Genomic DNA, 16,253 nt, shown 5'->3' on the forward strand with positions numbered 1-16,253 from the left:
GCAAAAGGATTTTGAACATGACTTGCTAATTTCAATCCCAACATAAAATACGAACAAGTATACCAGTAGCTGCCAGCCAATTACAAACTATAAAGACCTAAAGCACGAAGAGAAAACAACAAAATAATCAGAATTAACAACCACCTGACAAAATTAGATCCCCAACTTAAAGCAAAATGAGAGGCTACGACTCCTCCTGCAACATTTCCGATAGCAGCGATCAGCCCAACACCATAATGAACCTGGCCGTTAAGCATATACACCAACAAAGCAAAAGGACTATATAGGAAGACGATGAAAACTTTCAAAGCGTTAGCTTTAACTAAATCAAAACCTCCTTGCAAAACCAAAGCTGCTAAAAGAAAAATACCTACTCCAATATGAATAAAACCGCCATATATACCAATTAGAAAAAAAAGAAGAAAAGATTTTAGACCCAAGCGCTTCTTTTGAAGTACGTCTACACCTTTGAGCCATCTTTGAGGCTTTAGAAAAATAAAAACACCCATGATCAGCATCACTACTGCAATAACAATCTCAAAAATATCCTTATGAATATTAACTGCGATTTGAGCCCCTAAAATGGAACCTAAAACAGTGGGCAAAGCTAAAAACAAGCCTTTTTTAATATCTAAAACGCCTTTCCGTTTAAAATTTAAGCTAGCTGATAAAGTCTGCATAATAACTCCTAAACGAATTGTTCCGTTGGCAAAAGGTGCTGATAAACCTAAAAACATAAATAAGGAATAGGAAATGACTGTACCACTCCCTGCTAAAGTGTTAATAAATCCCACAAAAAAACCAGCACCAATTAACAAAGCGATTATAGGTAAAGAATAGATGTCCAATTCTTGTAGATACTGTATAATTCCAGACATAATTCTGATTTAAATCATTATAAAAATAGCTCTTATGACTAATTAATCTTAAGTGTGAATTTATAATTTTTAATAAAACAATTAAGGTTTTTTATTAAATCAGAGTGTCATTTCAAAAAAAACAAAGACTACATCCCTTCAACGAATACTTGATAACACATCAAATAGTAACAAACTGAAACAAATGAAATACCACATTCCAAGCCCTTTTTTATGAGTAAAACAAGCTTCAACCTTAATTTTAGCTTATTTTTGGTGAACTAAACCGCTAAAAAGACCTATTTTCGCAGCAAGATTAAAAAGTCTTCGTTCGAAACGAATAAAAAACGATTTCAAAAAAAAATGTTTACAGAAAAAGAGTATGATTTTTTGATTATTGGTAGCGGGTTAGCTGGACTATATGCAGCCAATTGTGCATCTGACTTTGGACGAGTTGTTCTCGTGACTAAGACTAATCTCAATGTTAGCAATTCCTATTATGCACAAGGGGGAATTGCTGCTGTAACAGATTCAAACGACTCTCCAGATTTACATTTGAAAGATACTTTCGAAGCAGGGCGTGGCTTGTGCGATTATCCTCCTGTTAATATTCTGGTTAACGAGGGGCCTGAAAGAATCAAAGACCTGATAGATATGGGTATGCAATTTGACACACTTGAGGGTGAGTTATCTCGCGGACTCGAAGGCGGGCATCACAGAAGAAGAGTCTTGCATGCTGGTGGAGATTCCACAGGGAAAGAGTTGGTTCAGTTTTTAACTCAAAAAATACGAGACAACAAAAATATTGAAGTTCTCGAAAATCAGATGGTTTATAAGCTATTATGCGAGAATAAACAATGCTTTGGTGTTCTTACTTATAATCCTTGTGATCATACCAATCTTAAAATAAAGGCTAAGCATACATTTTTAGCCATGGGAGGTGCTTCAGCAATTTATCAACGAACAACCAATCCTGATACTACAGTTGGTGATGGAATTGCCTTGGCTTATGCTGAAGGCGTTGAACTTGCTGACATGGAGTTTATTCAATTTCACCCTTCTGCCTTTTACTCTGAAGACGGTAACACCTTTCTCATAAGCGAAGCCGTTCGTGGAGAAGGAGCCCAACTATTCAATAAAAAGGGAGAACGTTTCATGCTCAACAAACATGAGCTTGCTGAATTAGCTCCTCGTGATGTGGTTGCTCGTTCTATTTTTGAACAAATGCAAGAGAATAAGGATGACTTTGTTTACTTAAGACTCGATCATCTGGATTCAAAAAAAATAAAACAACGCTTCCCTACTCTCTATAAAAAGTGTGCTGAGTTTGGAGTCGATATGTGTATTCAAGTTCCAATTGCTCCTGCTGCTCATTATATGGTTGGTGGAATTAAAACTGGATTAAACGGCGAAACTAATATCGCAAACCTCTACAGTTTCGGTGAACTTGCTTCATCTGGTGTAATGGGAGCTAATCGCTTAGCATCCAATTCCCTTTTAGAGTGTTTGGTGTTTGGTAAACGTGCCATCATACATGCGACAAGTCAATCTATAAATAATTATTGTCCTGAGTTTAATTCAAAGGAATTACATTTAAATCCTGAAATAGAACCTGAGTTTCTAAATCAAGTCAATCTCATTGCAAATGCAATGAATAGCCAATTAGGAATTGTTCGCTGTCAGGCAGATATCAATAATTTAATTGACAACTTAGAATTTATTAAGCAAAATTTCCCATTCGATACAAATGAATATTATAGCACTCGCATGCTAAACTTAATCCAAGTCTGCGAACTGATGGCCCAAGCTGCTCTTCAACGTGAAGAGAGTCGTGGCGGTCATATTAGAAGCGATTTCGAAAAAGAAAATAAAGCCTATATGGCTCACTCAATACAAACCAAAGACAAAGACTTGTGCTTTGTTCCCATCGAAAACAAATAATAGAAGAATAAAAATGGAAGAAACCGGACTAAACTTACAGGAAGTCGATTTCATTATAGATCACGCCTTTCGCGAAGACATCGGAAGTGGCGACATCACAAGCAACAGTTTAATTCCTGAAAGCACAACAGCTAAAGCTAGTATGACAGCAAAAGCTGATGGTGTTATTGCAGGCCTACCTATTGCTAGAAAAGTTTTTGAAAAATTAGACTCTAATCTTATTTGGAAGCCTCTTGTAAAAGATGGGGACAGCGTAAAAAAAGGAGATTTAATTGTTGAAATTGAAGCTAGTTTCAGAGCCCTTTTAACAGGAGAACGTCTAGCATTAAATTTACTGCAACGACTATCAGGTATTGCTACTGAAACGGCTAAGTACGTTAAGGAAGTTGAAGGGACAAAAGTTAAGATTCTAGATACCCGTAAAACCGTTCCTGGCCTACGTACCTTTGATAAGTATGCAGTGAAAATGGGTGGTGGTACCAATCATCGTATTGGTTTATTCGACCTTGCAATGATTAAAGACAACCACATTAAGATTGCTGGTGGAATAGCTAAGGCTGTTGCCCAAGTTCGTGCAGCCATTCCTTCTGACATTAAAATTGAAGTCGAAACAACAACGCTAAACGAGGTAGCTCAGGCAGCTAATGCTGGGGCAGATATTATCATGCTAGATAATATGAGTAATGAACTTATGACTGAAGCAGTACAGCTAATTGGTGGCAGATGTCTTGTTGAAGCTTCAGGAAATATGAATATTGATCGCTTAAAAGGCGTTGCAGCAACAGGTATCGACGTGATTTCTGTGGGCGCATTAACACATTCAGTTATAGCTCTTGATATCAGCCAGAATATTTGCCAATTATAATCAGAGATTAAGATGGAAAAACAAGAAATAATCAAGCAAATTGAAGACTTGAAAGCGAAGAAGAATGCTGTTATTCTTGCACACTATTATACCGATACAGAAATTCAGGATTTAGCTGATTACGTTGGTGATTCATTAGGTTTAGCTAGACAAGCTGCTGAAACTACAGCAGACATCATTGTATTCTGTGGAGTTCACTTTATGGCTGAAACGGCAGCTATTACTTCTCCTGAAAAGAAGGTTTTAATTCCTGCTCAACGTTGTGGTTGCTCATTAGCTGAAAGTATTACAGGTTCTGATTTAAGAAAGTGGAAAGAAGCTAATCCTGAAGGTTTAATAGTTTCCTATGTAAACACAACGGCTGAAGTTAAAGCTGAAACGGATTATTGCTGTACCTCATCGAATGCTTTGCAAGTGATAGAACACTTGGGTAAGGATAAAAAAATATTCTTTACACCTGATAAGAACCTGGGGGCTTATCTAAATAAGAAAACAGGTTATAATATGGAGTTATGGGATGGTGATTGTTGCGTTCATGAATGCATATCTTCTGATATGGTTTTAGATATGCACCAGCAATATCCTGATGCAGATATTCTAATTCATCCTGAAAGTAATTGCTCTGGTGATGATTTGATTTTAGCTCATCCTAAAACATTCTTCTACTCTACTGCTGGAATTATAAAACACGCTAAAGAGTCGGATAAGAAACAATTTATTATCGCAACCGAGAAAGGCACTTTACACCAACTACAGAAAGAGAATCCTGACAAGGAGTTCATTTTAGTTCATCCTAAAGTTATCTGTGGTTCTATGAAGAAAGTAACGCTACAAGGCTTATACGAAGCTCTGCTTCATGAGCAATATCGTGTAGAGATAGATCCTGAGATTACAAAAAAAGCTCAACTCTCTATAAACAGGATGTTAGAGATTGGATAAATACACTAAGCCTTGTCAAAATTGACAAGGCTTTTTTTTATGTACATAACACAAATTGGGAACAAAAACTATCCAATCTATCTCAGTCATAACAAAATACTTAATCCTTTACAATATCAGTCTATTTAGAACTAATATTATTAATTTAATAAACGATTTCATATAGAAAATCATATCTTTAGTCGGCAATAAAAAAAACAGTTTTAGCATGATGTTTCTTTAGCGCACATCTTTACCAACTAATCATATCCCAAGACTTATTTATGTCTAAATTAACCACCCCCATACTCCTCCTTTTATTCCTCTGCTGGGCCAGCTTTGGCTTTTCAACAGATGATAAAACGAAGGATTCCACATCTAAGCATTTACAAGAACAATTTAAGAAATACAAGGATACAGATATTGATTCAAGCACATTTTACGCTTATCAGCTCATAAACCATTTAAACAAGTTCTCAAATGATAGCTTACTTGCAAGGACTCATCAAGATCTTGCAAGAGCTTTTGAAGCAAACAAACAACTCGATTCATCATTTTATCATCTCAACACCGCACTTAATATAGCTAAAACAAATAACCTTCCATATCTAATTGTCAGATCTCAGATATTAATTGGAATAAACTACAATACTAAATCTGAACATGAAAAGGCATTCTCTTATTTTAGTGAAGCTTTAAATTTGTCCCAGAAATATCAGTTTGCATACTATCAAGCAATCACATACAATCTACTGGGGAGTATTTACTGGGAACAAGATAATTTTCAAAAAGCACTCCAAGCATTCTTAAGTGCAAATACCATTATAGAAAAAAATGATCTTAAAGATTTAAAATTAAGCACACTTGCAAATATAGCAAATATATACAGCGCTGATGAGCAATGGGAAACCGCACTTATTAAACTAAATGAAGTCTTGGCATTAGCCCAAGAGAATAATGATATTTACCAACAGGCAGTCGCTAATAATAATATCGGAACCGTATATGAAGCTTTAAACAACTACAATAAAGCCCTGATACATTACCTTAGATCTCTGGAGATTCGAAAATCAGGAAACATAACAGCAGGACTGGCATCTAACTATCACAATCTCGGTTCGATAAACTATCGCCTTGGTGATTATGAACAAGCCATTTACTTCCTAAACACATCTTTAGATATCGAGCAAGGAAGCAAATCAAACCCCTTATACATATACAATTACGAATACCTCTCAAGAGTTTATATTAAGATAAAAAAATTTGAGAAGGCTGCCAGTTTTCTTTCAAAAGCCAAAACTTTAGCTAAAGAGCTAAACTTAATCAAAAAGCAGCTTGATTTAGCTAAACTGCAGACTGAATACTTTTTTGAAACTGGAAAATTAAAACTGGCTCAAAAAACCTTTGCAGAATATGATTCTCTAAGAGATGATTTTAGCGAAACTGAAAAATCTGAGAAGATTATTCAAATGCAGACGCTGTATGAAACAGAGAAAAAAGAAAAAGAAAACGACTTACTAAAAGCCCAAAATCAAATATCTCAGCATAATCTGAAAGAGGAAATCCAAAGAAAAAATCAATTCATTTTAGGCTTTGGAATTTCTATTGTGATCCTCATTATTATCATCTTCCTTTTGCGAAGAATGTCTGGAGCTCACAAGACAATTAAGGATTTTAATAATAAACTAGAAGAATCAAATGAGAAACTAAGATTGATCAATAGCACCAAAGATAAATTCTTTTCAATCATTGCTCACGACTTACGATCCCCTCTGGGCGCTATTCTTAGCTTTTCAAATTTGATAGACGACGAATGCTCTTCATCAAAAGAAATAGAAACTGTTGCAGAATACAACACCTATTTAAACCAATCTGCACGTAATTTGAATTCTCTACTTGAAAACCTATTGCAATGGTCTAAATCTCAACTAGGAAATATAAAATACAAAGCCTCCATTTTTAACCTATCGGAAGTTATTGAGGAGAATATAGAAATTCAGAGACTTAAAGCGAAAGAAAAATCCATAGAGATAATATCTCATGTTGATAAAAGCATTCATGTTAATGCAGATATAAACATGATTAATACGGTAATTCGCAACCTACTTAGTAACGCCATCAAATTTTCATTTGCGAATTCAGAAATTAATCTCTTTACTAAAGTTGATGGTAAGGTCCTTCAATTATCAGTTCAAGATAAAGGCATTGGTATTAGTCAATCGAAACAAGACAAACTCTTTAAAATTGACAGCAATATGTCCACATTGGGGACTAATAATGAAACAGGAACTGGTTTAGGTTTAATTCTTTGTAAAGAATTTGTAGAAACTAATGGTGGTTCAATCTGGATTGAAAGTGAAGATAGCAAGGGGGCAAACTTCATATTTACGATCCCCTTACATAATTCTTAATTTATTTTTCCTGTTTATTAATCTCAGCAATCAACAAACTTAAATCTTTAACACCTAAAGTGATTGAAGGCGCAGAAAGAGTTGCTCCAGATATACTATCAATATCTTTGTCTATTTGCAAAGATTCTCCTCTACTCTTACCAATAAATTGCTTCAACCAGGAACGAGACATGATTTCTCCTCCATAAGTTGATCGGTAAACAAGCACAACAACTTTCTTAATAATCAGGTCAGCATCGAATATAACCATATAATCGAAGTAATCATTTTTACCTTTCGAAGATGCAAAACAAGCATATCCCAATTCGGATTCCGCTGCTTTTAAAAGAGACACCTTAACATTTTTTACTGAAGTATACGATAAAAGCAAACTATCAGGCACAAGCATATCCTTCAACTCAACCACCTTTTTAGGGTAAAGCTTCAACAAGGTATTATCAATTTTCTTTTGTATCGATTTTGGAAAATCAGCCGCATTAAGTAATAGGCTGGAAACCAGCAAACAAATTAAAATAGAAATCTTTCTCATAAATATAATTTAAAACAGAAATTGCGAAGCACATGGAAAACCATCTACTTCGCAATTAAAGGTTATAATACCTTAGTTAATATCCTCTTAGAACCAAACACCAACTCCAAAGTTTAAGAAGTAAGCCTTATCATCGTTTCCATTTTTTGAATACTGGTAATCTGCTTTTACAACAGCTCCTTTTGCTAAATGATAGCTCAATCCAACAACTAAATCTTGACGATCGTTGGCTTTGTTAGCCATTTCACCTGAAGCCATTTTATGCTGAGTATTGTAGTTTTCGTAACGCACGAATGGGATTAAAGCTTGTTCCTTACCGTGAAGTAAATCGTATCCCGCTTCAACATAGTAACCCATCATTTGTTTACCTAAATCAGCACCATCAGCAACTTTATTATACTCATCAACATTATTCAGGAAGGAATGAATATACTGTCCTTTTAATTGAAGAGCATCAAATTTGTAACGGAAATCAAGACCAAACATACTGATACCTACACGGGTTGAATCTGCAAAATTTTCAGCAATACTATCATCTTTATCTAATCCGTCGAATGCAGACGACTGAGTTTTACCAAAGTAAGCAGAAAGACCCAAATTTAAACCTTTAACACCATAATAATCAACTTTAGCTGATAATGAAGGAGAAGTGAAAGTTGACTCAGCACCCTTCTGACGACCTTTACGTACACCATCCGAAGCTCTTAGCTTACTTGATCCGTCATAACCATTGAAACCATTCATGATATACATTTGGTATTTCAAAGGTGCATTAGCTAAACGACCATTAATACCGAAACCAATCTCTCTCCATGTTGTTGGAATAATTTTTTGATCAACACTTGGGCGCTCAACACCATTGAAAGTTGTTGGTTCGTGGTATTCGTTAACAATACCCATTGGTACCAACATCAAACCTGCACGTAAAGCTGTGTTTGGTCTAACATTGTAGTTTAAGAACGCCTGCTCAACGTAAACTTCCGATACATGTTCAAATTCAAGCTCAGTAACGAATGAAGTCTTATCGTTAAACTGATATCCAAAGAACATCACCATACGGTGAACATCCATATTACCATTATAACGAGTTTGTCCACTCACTTGTTGATTGTAGTGAATCTCACCGTAGCCGCCAATGCTTAACCTTTCGTCTTTAACTCTTTCTAAAATTGTTGTACCAATACTCTTGTACTCATCTTTTACTTCTTGTGCTTTCAATCCAAAAACAAAAGCAATAGCCATCAATAACAATAATCCTTTTTTCATTTTTTATATAGTTTAGATATAATCCCTTTTAAACAAAAATCAACCTTTGTTTGACGCTGCTAAACTAGATCTAATCTTAATGAAAGGAAATACCTACATATAGGTATTTTTATCTATTCTTAATAAACTCAGTCGAAACACATCCATAAATCCATATATTTTTATACTTTCGCTTACATAAATATATCAAAACACAAATAATGAATATCACATCATATATACAGCAATTCTTCATCGATTTCATTCAGATTTTAAATGAAATGTCACCTTACCTAATGCTGGGTTTCTTCTTTGCAGGTCTTTTAAAAGTTGCCATTCCACAAAAATTCATAGACAAGTACATGGGGCAAAAGAATGGCAGATCGGTACTAAATGCTTCACTACTGGGTATTCCTATGCCTTTATGCTCCTGTGGTGTTATACCTACTGGTATCTCCTTTTATAAAAGTGGAGCAAGTAAAGGCTCATCAGTCTCTTTTCTAATCTCAACCCCACAAACAGGAGTCGATTCTATACTGGTGACATACTCCCTTCTTGGGCTTCCATTTGCCATTATACGACCTATCATCGCTTTAGTTACAGGTTACGTGGGTGGCATGTTAGCTAATCGATACGACAAAAGGGAGTATGGACTTGAAAAAAACATTCCAACTAAGACTGCTAGCTGTGATACAAATTGCAATACCAAAACTGAATCCGATTGTGGTTGTGGAGACTCTTGTGACATACAAACTGACAAAAAGCGTTCGAAAATCTACACCATGTTTAAATATGCCTTTGTCGATTTTCTACAGGATATTTCAAAATGGTTGATTATAGGTTTGATTTTGGCTGCCCTCATTTCGGTTTTGATTCCTGATGATTTCTTTTCAAACTACGTAGGGAATGACTTTATTGGCATGTTGGTTATTCTACTTGCCTCAGTCCCTTTATATATCTGTGCCACCTCTTCGGTTCCTGTGGCTGCAGTCCTTTTAATGAAAGGCGTATCACCAGGTGCAGCCTTAGTTTTCCTTATGGCTGGTCCTGCTACCAATGCAGCAACCATTACAGTATTGAACAAGGTGCTGGGACGCAAAACTACTTTTGCCTATCTGATATCCATCATCATGGGTGCTCTTGTTTTTGGCTTATTAATCGACCATGCCTTACCCAGTGAATGGTTCACTCTGCAAGGTCTTCATTCACACATGGGTGCTCATGAAGGTCACTTTTCCTTACCACTCTGGTTACAATGGGGTAGTAGTATCTCATTAACACTTTTGATTCTGAATGGATATCTCCAAAAGGCAATTCTTAAACGCAAGACCATACCTAGTTCAGTTATAGAAAACGAAACGGAAGATTATCTAATTTCTGTGCTAGGAATGAGTTGTAACCATTGTAAAAACTCAGTGGAAAAACATATTGGAGCTCTAAAGAATATCGACTTAGCAGAAGTTAACCTCGAACAAAAACGACTTCATATTTCTGGTAAAAAAATCAAACTAGAAACAATTCAAAGAGAACTTGAAAGCTTGGGTTTTGAATTTGGAGGCGAAATTAATAATTGAACCATCCTAGCTTTAGATACTAAAAAAGGCAGCCTAAATAGCTGCCTTTTCGTTTCTAACCTAGAAATAAAGAAGTTAAATTCTACTTCTTCCATCCCCCACCTAATGCTTTATAAAGCTCAACAGTTGAATTCAATTGTTTGAACTTAGAATTAATCAGATTGATCTCTGAAGAAAGAGCATTGCTTCTTGCTGTTAATACTTCCAAATAGGTTGTATTGCCATAAGCATTATTCAACAATTCTTCGGAGTAACTAACTGCATCACTTAAAGCTTTCACCTCTTGTTTTCTAATTTCGTAACGTTCTTGTTCAGTCTTATAACTGTAGAGCGCATCTGACACTTCTTTGCTTGCCGTTAACAACACTTTCTTAAAATTGTGTTTAGCTTCAGACTGTCTTGCCTTTGCTATTTCATACTGAGTTCTAATGCTTCGTTTATTAAAAAGAGGTTGAGTCAGATTTCCAATCACATTATTAAAAATCGAACTTGCACTAAACCAATCCTCAAATTTGATACTTTCTAATCCTAAACTAGCATTAACACTAAAGCTTGGGTAAAAATTACTCTTTGCTACATTAGTTAATTCAAATGCATTCTTAAGGCCAAACTCTGCTGCCATTACATCTGGACGATTACTAAATAATTGAACTGGAAAACCAGTATTCAACTCAAAATCTATTTGTTGATCTTTTAACTTTCCTCTCTCAACTGTCCCCACTGTTCTTCCCAACAAGAGTGAAATCGTATTCTCAAGCAATGAAACATTTTGCTCTAAATCGAGAAGTAAAATCTGAGTGCTATACAATTGTGCTTCTGTCTGCTTAACTGCTGCCTCAGTTACCCGCCCAGCTTCTTTAAGACTTTTCATTGTCTCTAAGCTTTCTTTGCGATTACTTATAGTTCTACGAGCAACTTCCGCTTGAGCATCTAATGCCAATAACTGGTAGTAAGCTGAAGCCATATTGGCCACCAAGGCACTTTCCACTGCTCTTGTTGAGGCTTCAGATTGTAAATAAGCCGACTGACTGGCTCTCCTATTACTTCTTATCTTCCCCCAAATATCCGCTTCCCAAGAAATGTTTCCATTTAGTTGAAAATTCTCATAATTTGGACCATTCCCACCAGCGGCACTTCCAGAAAGACTATTATCAGATCCTCTGTATTTACCTCCATTTGCACTTAAGCCTGCACTAGGAAGGTATCCCATTTTACCTTGCTTAAAATAAGCTTCGGCGGCATTTACTCGATCTACTGCCATTAGCAGATCGAGATTTGAATTTAAAGCTTCACTTATTAATTTATTTAAATGTAAATCGGCAAACAACTTATCCCAAGGCATACTCGCTAAAGTAGCTGAATCTGTCGTTGATATATTCCTATATTGGTCCTGAACTTGGATTTCAGGTTGCTGATATTTTCTGGCAACAAAACAAGATTGTAAACTCGTTGAGGCTAAAGCCAAAAATACCATTCCAAGTATTATTCTTTTTGTGTTCATTGTCTTTCTAATTATTGAATGCTTTCCAATTCTTTTCCTTCAACCTCTTCTGTTTCTGTCTGTGGAGCCCCCGATATTCTTTCCTGAATATGCTGGAAGACAACAAAAAAGACTGGAATTACAAAAACGCCAAACAGAGTACCTATAAGCATACCTCCCACAGCACCAGTACCGATTGAACGGTTCCCCACTGCACCAGCTCCTGTTGACAACATCAATGGCATTAATCCGAGAATAAAAGCAAATGAAGTCATCAAAATCGGACGCAATCGGGCCTTAGCACCCTCAACGGCAGCTTGTGCAATACTCATGCCTTCTCGTCGGCGCTGAAGGGCAAACTCTACAATCAGAATCGCATTTTTTGCCAGCAAACCAATCAACATGATCAGGGCAACCTGAAAGTAAATGTTATTATCTAAGCCAACCATATTGATGAAAAATATACTTCCAAAAATACCGATAGGCAACGACAAGATGATAGAGAAAGGTAGAATGTAAGATTCGTACTGAGCCGATAAAAGGAAATACACAAAAATCAAACTCAGGATAAAAACAATAATCGCTTTATTACCCGCTTTCTGCTCTTCACGAGTCATTCCTGAAAATTCATAGCTATAGCTAGCAGGTAATACTTCGGCAGCCACTTCCTGAATAGCCTGAATAGCATCTCCGGTACTGTAACCTGGATTCACATTACCATTTACAGTTGACGAATTGAACAGGTTGAAGCGGCTAACCACATCGGGACCATTTACCTTGGTCATATTCACAAACTGACTCACGGAAACCAATTCACCTTTGCCATTCTTAATAAAAATAGTATTAAGCGATTCGGCAGTAGCCCTATCCTCAGGATCAGCCTGAATCATAACCCGATATTGTTTTCCGAATCGGTTAAAATCAGCTGCATACCAGCTGCCATAATAACCTTGCAAAGTCGCAAACAGACCGTTAACCGATATTCCTGCTTCTTTCACCTTCTCAACATTAACGTCCATTTCGTATTGTGGAAATCCCGTGTTGAATGAGGTCACGGCATACTTGATTTCGGGACGCTGATTTAATGCCATCAAAAACTTATGGGTATTAGCCATCAAACCGTCGAAACTCCCGTTGGTTTTGTCCTGCAGTTGCATTTCGAAACCGTCTGAATTACCAAACCCCCTCACCGTAGGCGGTGTAAAGAATAAAATTCGAGCCTCAGCAATACCTGCTGTTTTGCCAAACAATTGGCCCACCACAGCCTTAACCTTCTGATAATCTTCCTTACGCTGATTCCAGGGTTTTAACTTGATTACCGCAAAAGCCTTTGAGCCCCCCCGGGTGCCACTCAACAAACTAAAGCCATTCACAAACATACGGGTATCAACAACATCCATTTCCTTAATAATGGCATCAACTTTATCTGTCACTTCAACCGTACGATCCAGCGTACTTCCGGGAGGTAAGCTTATGTCACAGAAAATCATTCCCTGATCCTCATTGGGAATAAATCCAGTTTGCGTGGTTTTAAACATCCAGCCAGCCAAAACAACAAATACGACAAGTATTAAACCTGACAACCATTTTTTATTGATTAGGAAACGAACCGAATTGGTATATCTGTCGGTCACCGCATCAAAACCCGTATTGAATGAGGTATAAAAACGACTCTTCAATCCCTTTTTGTGAGCATTGCTAGGATTATGAGGTTTCAGTAAAAGAGCACAAAGTGCCGGGCTCAAAGTCAAGGCATTAATAGCCGAAATAACAATAGCCACGGCCAGTGTAAGGGCAAACTGCTGATAGAAAGCTCCAGTAGGGCCTTCGAGGAAGGACACCGGTACAAACACTGCCGCCATAACCAGCGTAATGGAGATAATGGCCCCCGTAATTTCACTCATGGCAGAAAGGGTTGCTTTCTTCCCACTCGTGGCACCCGCATCGAGCTTGGCATGCACGGCCTCGACCACCACAATGGCATCATCGACTACAATACCAATAGCCAAAACCAAAGCAAACAGGGTTAGCATATTAATGGAGAACCCGAATAATTGCAAGCAAAAGAAAGTCCCAATTATAGAAACGGGTACAGCAATCGCAGGAATTAGAGTCGATCGGAAATCCTGAAGAAATAAGAAAACCACCAAGAACACAAGAAGGAATGCCTCAATTAGTGTCATAACAACATGATCGATGGAAGCATCTAAAAACTCATTGGTATTAAAAGGAATAACATACTTAATACCTGGAGGGAAATCATTCGATGATTCTTCAAGCACTTTCTCAATCTCTTTTACAATTTCTTGTGCATTCGATCCTGCCGTTTGATAAACCGCCATAGCCACCGAAGGGAAACCAGCCGTTTTATTTTGAATGGAATAATTAAAAGCACCCAATTCTACTTTTGCCACATCCTTCAATCTCAAGAAGTTGTTATTGCCTTCCGATCGCAGAATGATATCCTCATATTCTGATACTTCTGAAAACTTCCCCTTGTAACGTATCACATATTCGAAAGACTGGGAAGAGTTTTCACCAAACTTACCGGGAGCAGCCTCAATATTCTGCTCATTTAACGCATTCACAATATCCTGTGGAGACAAACCGTAAACAGCCATTTTCTCAGGCTTCAACCAAATTCTCATGGAATAATCTCGAGAACCAAACACATTAGCATCACCCACACCATTGATACGTTTGATCAAGGGAATCATATTGATACGGGCATAATTCTCAACAAAAGTCGCGTCGAAATCCTTATTTTCCGAATACAATGAGAAGAACATCAACACCCCATTCTGAACCTTTTGAGTCGTTAACCCTGCTTTAATCACCTGCGAAGGCAATTTGCTGTTAACTGTAGCCACACGATTCTGCACCTTTACCGCAGCGATATCAGCATCGGTACCCAATTCGAAATAAACATTGATGGTAGCAGATCCATCGTTACTGGAGCTGGACGACATATAAGTCATGCCCTCCACACCATTCACAGCCTCTTCGATAGGGACAACCACCGATTTCAAAACGGTTTCGGCGTTGGCTCCCGGATAAGAGGTTGAAATTTTCACCGTTGGTGGTGCAATCTCAGGAAATTGCTGAACCGGAAGAGAGGTTAAACCCAATACGCCCAGAATAACAATTAATATGGAGATAACAGTCGATAATACCGGCCGTTCTATAAATTTTTGAAACATTATATACCTTTTTAGATAATTATTACCATTTGATAATTCAGGATTATTTGTCAGATAAAACTTCCTTGTTTAAACCTTTCTGAACGGCTAAGTCAACAGAATTTGGCATGATTTGCATGCCTTCTCGAAGTTTGATTAAGCCATCATGTACGATAACTTCACCAGCCTTAATACCACTTTGCACAATGATATTATTTCCCACAGTCTCAGAGACAATCACTTCTTTTGAATTAACCTTATCTCCCTCACCTACGACATAAACAAAACGCTTACCTTGTAATTCAAAAGTCGATTTCTCAGGTAGAAGAATGGCACTTTTTATTTGAGTTGGGAACTTAATTCTGCCACTATTACCATTGCGCAACAATCTGTTACTGTTTGGAAATTTTGCACGGTAATTCACACTACCAGTTCTGGGATTCACCATACCATTGATAGTTTCAATTTTCCCCTTATGATTATACAAACTACCATCAGCCAAAGACAATTCAACTTCAGGCATTTGGCCGATTTTCTCTGCCATGCTATTACCTCCTAAACTTCGAATGAACTCCAAAAGTTGTTTCTCATTCATGCTAAAATAGGCATACACATTATTAATATTTGAAACTGTTGTTAAAGCCATAGCTTCATTGCGACCAACCAAACTGCCGACTTTATATGGGATACTGCCAACAATACCATCCACAGGACTGGTGATAATGGTATAATCCAGGTTTTCCTTTGCATTTAAATAGTTAGCCTCAACTGCATTTAATTGAGCTTTAGCCGCATTCAGCTTACTGGTTGCTGTTTTCAGCTCGATACCACTGATGATATTCATCTCAACCAAAGGCCTTATTTTTTCAAGTTCAACTTGTGACACTTCAACCTGAGATTTTGCAACCTCTATATTGGCTTTGGCAGCATTAAGCTGTTGGTTTAAAGTCTCAGCACTAAGTTTAAACATGAGCTGTCCTTTTCTAACGGTAGCCCCTTCGTCTATGTATATCTTTTCGATAAAACCATCCACCTTTGAACGGATTTCCACATTTTGTTCTCCTTCTATATTGGCAGCATATTCCTTATAAATTGTCACATCAGCTTTTTCGACAGTTTGAACCAGAAAAGGAGCTGCCTTATGAGCCATTTGTGGTTTTCCTGATTGGTCACAGGAAGACAAAGCCAATAGGGCTATGCCAGTAATTGCTAGAAATTTACTTTTAATCATGATTGTGTTTAAATTATATAGGA

At 37.1% G+C, this 16,253-nt stretch carries 11 protein-coding genes; 5 read left to right on the forward strand and 6 right to left on the reverse strand.

Going from position 1 to position 16,253, the window contains the following annotated elements; translation table 11 throughout:
• Positions 1 to 80 precede the first annotated feature (80 nt).
• Positions 81 to 878 (reverse strand): sulfite exporter TauE/SafE family protein, encoded by a 798-nt coding sequence (locus tag DWB61_RS10165; RefSeq protein WP_125030806.1) that lies wholly within the window; start codon positions 876 to 878, stop codon positions 81 to 83.
• Positions 879 to 1,220: 342 nt separating this feature from the next.
• On the opposite strand from DWB61_RS10165, the gene nadB reads away from it, so the two are divergent.
• The 4 genes from nadB to DWB61_RS10185 all read left to right on the forward strand — a co-directional run bounded on the left by nadB (position 1,221) and on the right by DWB61_RS10185 (position 6,992).
• Positions 1,221 to 2,798: an L-aspartate oxidase gene (gene nadB / locus DWB61_RS10170; RefSeq protein WP_125030807.1), complete on the forward strand. Its 1,578-nt coding sequence runs from the start codon at positions 1,221 to 1,223 to the stop codon at positions 2,796 to 2,798.
• A gap of 13 nt (positions 2,799 to 2,811) precedes the next feature.
• Complete coding sequence (nadC, locus tag DWB61_RS10175; protein WP_125030808.1) at positions 2,812 to 3,663, forward strand: carboxylating nicotinate-nucleotide diphosphorylase; 852 nt, start codon at positions 2,812 to 2,814, stop codon at positions 3,661 to 3,663.
• 12 nt (positions 3,664 to 3,675) lie between these two features.
• Positions 3,676 to 4,602 (forward strand): quinolinate synthase NadA, encoded by a 927-nt coding sequence (gene nadA / locus DWB61_RS10180; protein WP_125030809.1) that lies wholly within the window; start codon positions 3,676 to 3,678, stop codon positions 4,600 to 4,602.
• A gap of 263 nt (positions 4,603 to 4,865) precedes the next feature.
• Positions 4,866 to 6,992, forward strand: a complete 2,127-nt coding sequence (locus tag DWB61_RS10185; RefSeq protein WP_125030810.1) for a tetratricopeptide repeat-containing sensor histidine kinase — start codon at positions 4,866 to 4,868, stop codon at positions 6,990 to 6,992.
• A gap of 1 nt (position 6,993) precedes the next feature.
• On the opposite strand, the gene DWB61_RS10190 is transcribed toward DWB61_RS10185, so the two are convergent.
• Both DWB61_RS10190 and DWB61_RS10195 read right to left on the reverse strand, forming a co-directional pair.
• Positions 6,994 to 7,521 (reverse strand): FMN-binding protein, encoded by a 528-nt coding sequence (locus tag DWB61_RS10190; RefSeq protein ID WP_125030811.1) that lies wholly within the window; start codon positions 7,519 to 7,521, stop codon positions 6,994 to 6,996.
• An 87-nt stretch (positions 7,522 to 7,608) separates the two neighbouring features.
• Entirely contained in the window at positions 7,609 to 8,787 is a 1,179-nt protein-coding gene (locus DWB61_RS10195; RefSeq protein ID WP_125030812.1) for a porin family protein, read from the reverse strand.
• A 200-nt stretch (positions 8,788 to 8,987) separates the two neighbouring features.
• On the opposite strand from DWB61_RS10195, the gene DWB61_RS10200 reads away from it, so the two are divergent.
• Positions 8,988 to 10,340 carry an SO_0444 family Cu/Zn efflux transporter gene (locus DWB61_RS10200; RefSeq protein ID WP_125030813.1) on the forward strand — a complete coding sequence of 451 codons (1,353 nt, stop codon included), beginning with the start codon at positions 8,988 to 8,990 and terminating at the stop codon, positions 10,338 to 10,340.
• An 82-nt stretch (positions 10,341 to 10,422) separates the two neighbouring features.
• Here DWB61_RS10200 and DWB61_RS10205 read toward each other — a convergent pair whose 3' ends face one another.
• The 3 genes from DWB61_RS10205 to DWB61_RS10215 are packed head-to-tail and all read right to left on the reverse strand — an operon-like array spanning position 10,423 to position 16,230.
• Entirely contained in the window at positions 10,423 to 11,841 is a 1,419-nt protein-coding gene (locus DWB61_RS10205) for an efflux transporter outer membrane subunit (protein WP_125030814.1), read from the reverse strand.
• Between the two features lie 11 nt (positions 11,842 to 11,852).
• Entirely contained in the window at positions 11,853 to 15,020 is a 3,168-nt protein-coding gene (locus tag DWB61_RS10210; protein WP_125030815.1) for an efflux RND transporter permease subunit, read from the reverse strand.
• Between the two features lie 43 nt (positions 15,021 to 15,063).
• Complete coding sequence (locus DWB61_RS10215; protein ID WP_125030816.1) at positions 15,064 to 16,230, reverse strand: efflux RND transporter periplasmic adaptor subunit; 1,167 nt, start codon at positions 16,228 to 16,230, stop codon at positions 15,064 to 15,066.
• Positions 16,231 to 16,253 lie beyond the last annotated feature (23 nt).

This window comes from Ancylomarina euxina (genome assembly GCF_003863355.1).
Taxonomy (GTDB): domain Bacteria; phylum Bacteroidota; class Bacteroidia; order Bacteroidales; family Marinifilaceae; genus Ancylomarina; species Ancylomarina euxinus.

Bases quoted from the DNA above. Each gene is read 5' to 3' on its own strand.
- nadC (WP_125030808.1), top strand. From the start codon at position 2,812: ATGGAAGAAACCGGACTAAACTTACAGGAAGTCGATTTCATTATAGAT.
- DWB61_RS10215 (WP_125030816.1), bottom strand. From the start codon at position 16,230: ATGATTAAAAGTAAATTTCTAGCAATTACTGGCATAGCCCTATTGGCT.
- DWB61_RS10200 (WP_125030813.1), top strand. From the start codon at position 8,988: ATGAATATCACATCATATATACAGCAATTCTTCATCGATTTCATTCAG.
- DWB61_RS10165 (WP_125030806.1), bottom strand. From the start codon at position 878: ATGTCTGGAATTATACAGTATCTACAAGAATTGGACATCTATTCTTTA.
- DWB61_RS10205 (WP_125030814.1), bottom strand. From the start codon at position 11,841: ATGAACACAAAAAGAATAATACTTGGAATGGTATTTTTGGCTTTAGCC.
- nadB (WP_125030807.1), top strand. From the start codon at position 1,221: ATGTTTACAGAAAAAGAGTATGATTTTTTGATTATTGGTAGCGGGTTA.
- nadA (WP_125030809.1), top strand. From the start codon at position 3,676: ATGGAAAAACAAGAAATAATCAAGCAAATTGAAGACTTGAAAGCGAAG.
- DWB61_RS10185 (WP_125030810.1), top strand. From the start codon at position 4,866: ATGTCTAAATTAACCACCCCCATACTCCTCCTTTTATTCCTCTGCTGG.
- DWB61_RS10210 (WP_125030815.1), bottom strand. From the start codon at position 15,020: ATGTTTCAAAAATTTATAGAACGGCCGGTATTATCGACTGTTATCTCC.
- DWB61_RS10190 (WP_125030811.1), bottom strand. From the start codon at position 7,521: ATGAGAAAGATTTCTATTTTAATTTGTTTGCTGGTTTCCAGCCTATTA.
- DWB61_RS10195 (WP_125030812.1), bottom strand. From the start codon at position 8,787: ATGAAAAAAGGATTATTGTTATTGATGGCTATTGCTTTTGTTTTTGGA.